4 protein-coding genes and 1 pseudogene are annotated in these 3560 nt (G+C 72.9%); all 5 read left to right on the top strand.

Translation table 11 applies throughout. The features are described 5' to 3' along the window. Positions 1-145 (top strand): annotated as a pseudogene (locus tag AB0K09_RS31415) (imidazole glycerol phosphate synthase subunit HisH); the annotation flags it as partial. Further along, positions 145-870: a bifunctional 1-(5-phosphoribosyl)-5-((5-phosphoribosylamino)methylideneamino)imidazole-4-carboxamide isomerase/phosphoribosylanthranilate isomerase PriA gene (priA, locus tag AB0K09_RS31410; RefSeq protein ID WP_366068796.1), complete on the top strand. Its 726-nt coding sequence runs from the start codon at positions 145-147 to the stop codon at positions 868-870. The pseudogene AB0K09_RS31415 and the gene priA, both read left to right, overlap by 1 nt. Continuing rightward, entirely contained in the window at positions 867-1271 is a 405-nt protein-coding gene (locus tag AB0K09_RS31405) for a RidA family protein (protein WP_366068795.1), read from the top strand. Before priA ends, AB0K09_RS31405 begins: the two co-directional genes overlap by 4 nt. Continuing rightward, positions 1268-2023 carry an imidazole glycerol phosphate synthase subunit HisF gene (gene hisF / locus AB0K09_RS31400; protein ID WP_366068794.1) on the top strand — a complete coding sequence of 252 codons (756 nt, stop codon included), beginning with the start codon at positions 1268-1270 and terminating at the stop codon, positions 2021-2023. The genes AB0K09_RS31405 and hisF overlap by 4 nt, the downstream gene beginning before the upstream one ends. 122 nt (positions 2024-2145) lie before the next feature. Next, on the top strand, positions 2146-3560 hold a 1415-nt coding region (locus tag AB0K09_RS31395; protein WP_366068793.1), incomplete at its 3' end, for an alpha/beta fold hydrolase.

The following is a 3560-nucleotide window of genomic DNA, read 5'->3' as shown; positions in this document are numbered from 1 at the left end:
CCCGCCCCAGGTCACCTGGGCCACGCACGGCGAACCGTTCGTCGCCGCAGTCGAGAACGGGCCGCTGTGCGCCACCCAGTTCCACCCCGAGAAGTCCGGCGACGCCGGAGCCCAGCTGCTGACCAACTGGATCGAGACGCTCTGATGCCCACGCTTGAACTGCTTCCCGCCGTCGACGTCCGGGACGGGCAGGCCGTCCGCCTGGTGCACGGCGAGTCCGGGTCCGAGACCTCCTACGGCGACCCGCTGGCCGCCGCGCAGGCCTGGCAGCGGGCCGGCGCCGAGTGGCTGCACCTGGTCGACCTGGACGCCGCCTTCGGCACCGGCGACAACCGCGAGCAGATCGCCGACGTCGTCCGTTCGATGGACATCAAGGTCGAGCTGTCCGGCGGCATCCGCGACGACGCCTCCCTGGCCGCCGCCCTCGCCACCGGCTGCACCCGCGTCAACCTGGGCACCGCCGCCCTGGAGAGCCCCGAGTGGGTCGCCAGGGTCATCGCCGAGCACGGCGACCGCATCGCCGTCGGCCTGGACGTCCGCGGCACCACCCTGCGCGGCCGCGGCTGGACCCGCGACGGCGGCGACCTCTACGAGACGCTCGCCCGGCTCGACTCCGAGGGCTGCGCCCGCTACGTCGTCACCGACATCGCCAAGGACGGCACCCTCCAGGGCCCCAACCTGGACCTGCTGAAGAACGTCTGCGCCGTCACCGACCGGCCGGTCGTCGCCTCCGGCGGAGTCTCCTCCCTTGACGATCTGCGTGCGATCGCCACCCTGGTACCGGAGGGTGTCGAAGGAGCCATCGTCGGCAAGGCCCTCTACGCCAAGGCGTTCACCTTGGAAGAGGCCCTGGAGGCAGTGTCCGCATGAGTGAGACCCCGGCCACGCGGCGAGTGCAGACGGACAGTCCTTGGGAAGAGACGATCGGTTTCGCACGCGCCGTGGCGGCCGGGGACCGGGTGTACGTGGCCGGCACGATGCCGCTGGTCGACGGCGTCCTCCAGGGCGAGGGCGATCCCTACGAGCAGGCCATGGCCGCCTTCTCCAACGCGCTCGCCGCGCTGAAGAAGCTCGGTCTGGGCCCCGAGTCCGTCGTGCGCACCCGGATGTACCTGACCCACGCGCGGGACGTGGACGCGGTGGGCCGCGCCCACCGGGAGCTCTTCGGCGAGATCAGGCCCGCCGCCACCATGGTCGTGGTGTCCGGCTTCGTCGACTCGCGCGTCCTGGTCGAAGTAGAAGTAGAAGCTTTCAGAGGAGAACCCGCGTGACCCTGGCGGTCCGAGTCATCCCCTGCCTGGACGTCGACAACGGCCGGGTCGTCAAGGGCGTCAACTTCCAGAACCTGCGCGACGCCGGCGACCCCGTCGAGATGGCCCGCGTCTACGGCGAGGAGGGCGCCGACGAGCTCACCTTCCTCGACATCACCGCCTCCTCCGGCAACCGCGAGACCACCTACGACGTGGTGCGCCGCACCGCCGAGCAGGTCTTCATCCCGCTGACCGTCGGCGGCGGCGTCCGCACCGCCGACGACGTGGACAAGCTCCTGCGCGCCGGAGCCGACAAGGTCGGTGTCAACACCGCCGCCATCGAGCGCCCCGACGTCATCCGCGAGATCGCCGAGCGCTTCGGCCGCCAGGTCCTGGTGCTGTCCGTCGACGCCCGCCGCACGCCGTCCGGCTCCTTCGAGGTCACCACCCACGGCGGCCGCCGTGGCACCGGCCTGGACGCCGTCGAATGGGCCCACCGCGCCGCCGAACTGGGCGCCGGCGAGATCCTGCTGAACTCCATGGACGCGGACGGCACCAAGGACGGCTACGACACCGAAATGATCACGGCGGTGCGCCAGCACGTCTCCGTCCCCGTCATCGCCAGCGGCGGCGCGGGCCGGCTGGAGCACTTCGCCCCGGCGGTCGCCGCCGGCGCGGACGCGGTACTGGCGGCGTCGGTCTTCCACTTCGGCGACCTGCGCATCCACGACGTGAAGAACGCCCTGCGCGAGGCGGGGAACCCGGTCCGCTAGCGCCGGGCAGCCCTCCGGCCACGGGGGAAAGCCCCCGTACCCACCCTCCTGCGGACCCCATGGTCCGGCGTCCGTACCGCTCCTAGGGTCGTGATCACCGCCCTTCACACCCCAGGAGCACCATGCGCGTCACACCCCTGCTCGCAGCCGCGCTCGGGCTGGCCGGCGTCGTCGCCGGCGCCGGCCCCGCGACGGCACGAGCCGATTCATTACCGGTGCCGGCCCTCGACTGGGGGCCCTGTCCGGTGGCCCAGAAGGAGCTGACCGAGGCGGGCGCGGAGTGCGCGCAGCTGACCGTGCCCCTCGACCACGCCGACCCCGGCGGCCGCACCATCCGGATCGCCGTCTCCCGCGTCAAGGCCAAGGACAGGGCGCACCGGCGCGGCATCCTGCTCTCCAACCCCGGCGGCCCGGGCGGCCCGGGCCTGGGGAACACCCTGGCCCTGCGCGCGACGCTCGGGGACGTCGCGGACCGCTACGACCTCATCGGCTTCGACCCGCGCTTCCTCGGCGGGTCCACCCCGATCGGCTGCGGCCCCGCCGCACCCCCGGACCCGCCGCGCACGACGACCACCCCGCGCACCGACTTCGAGGACGGCGTGCGCCGCGCCCGCCGGACGGCCGGGCGCTGCTTCGCCCACGGCGACAACGCGGCGCTGCTCCCGCACGCCACCTCCCGCGAGGTCGCCCGCGACATGGACGCGATCCGCACCGCCCTGGGCGAGGACAAGCTGTCCTACTACGGCGTCTCCTACGGCGCCGACCTCGGAGCCGTCTACACACAGATGTTCCCCGGCCGCGTCGACCGCGTGGTCATCGACTCCTCGACCGACCCCGGCGCCACCCAGTACGAGCTGTTCCAGCGGGCGGGCAAGCCCCTGGAGGAGGGACTCGACGAGTGGGCGGCGTGGACCGCCCGGCACGCGGACACCTACCGCCTCGGCCGCACCGGCCCCGAGGTGCGCGCGACCGTCCAGCGCCTGCTCGACGGCGCCGAGCGGCGGCCCGTCCCCATCGCCGGCACCCGGCTGAACGCGCCCCTGCTGCGCCTGTTCCTGCGGCAGTTCGTCCAGCACCAGGAGAACGACCCCGCCCTCGCCCGCACCGTGCGCACCCTGGTGGACGCGGCGGACGGCAAGCCGGTCGAGCCGAACCCGGAGCTCGCCGCCATGCTCGACTTCCTGAACTCGCCCGACGTCGGCGACGCCATGACCGGCGGGGCGATCTTCATGTGCGGCGACCGCGGCTGGCCCGCCGGCGGCTGGCCCAAGGACCCCGGGACGTACTGGAAGAACATCGTCCGCAGCCGCGCCGCCGAGCCCGTCTTCGGCCCGCTCGTCAACGACATGACGGCTCCCTGCCCCTTCTGGAAGACCGAACCCCGCGAACCCGCCACCCGGATCGGCAACTCCGTACCCGTCCTGATGCTCCAGGCCAGGCGGGACAACAACGTGCCCTACGACGGCGCTGGAGTCGACCTGCCGCACCATCTCGCCCAGCCAGGCGATCAGGTCCTCCAGGTCGTCCGACTTCAGAT

Source organism: Streptomyces sp. NPDC049577, assembly GCF_040675635.1.
In the GTDB taxonomy this organism is placed as follows: domain Bacteria; phylum Actinomycetota; class Actinomycetes; order Streptomycetales; family Streptomycetaceae; genus Streptomyces.
This window is presented reverse-complemented; position numbering and strand designations above follow the sequence as displayed.

Bases quoted from the DNA above. Each gene is read 5' to 3' on its own strand.
- AB0K09_RS31405 (WP_366068795.1), top strand. From the start codon at position 867: ATGAGTGAGACCCCGGCCACGCGGCGAGTGCAGACGGACAGTCCTTGG.
- priA (WP_366068796.1), top strand. From the start codon at position 145: ATGCCCACGCTTGAACTGCTTCCCGCCGTCGACGTCCGGGACGGGCAG.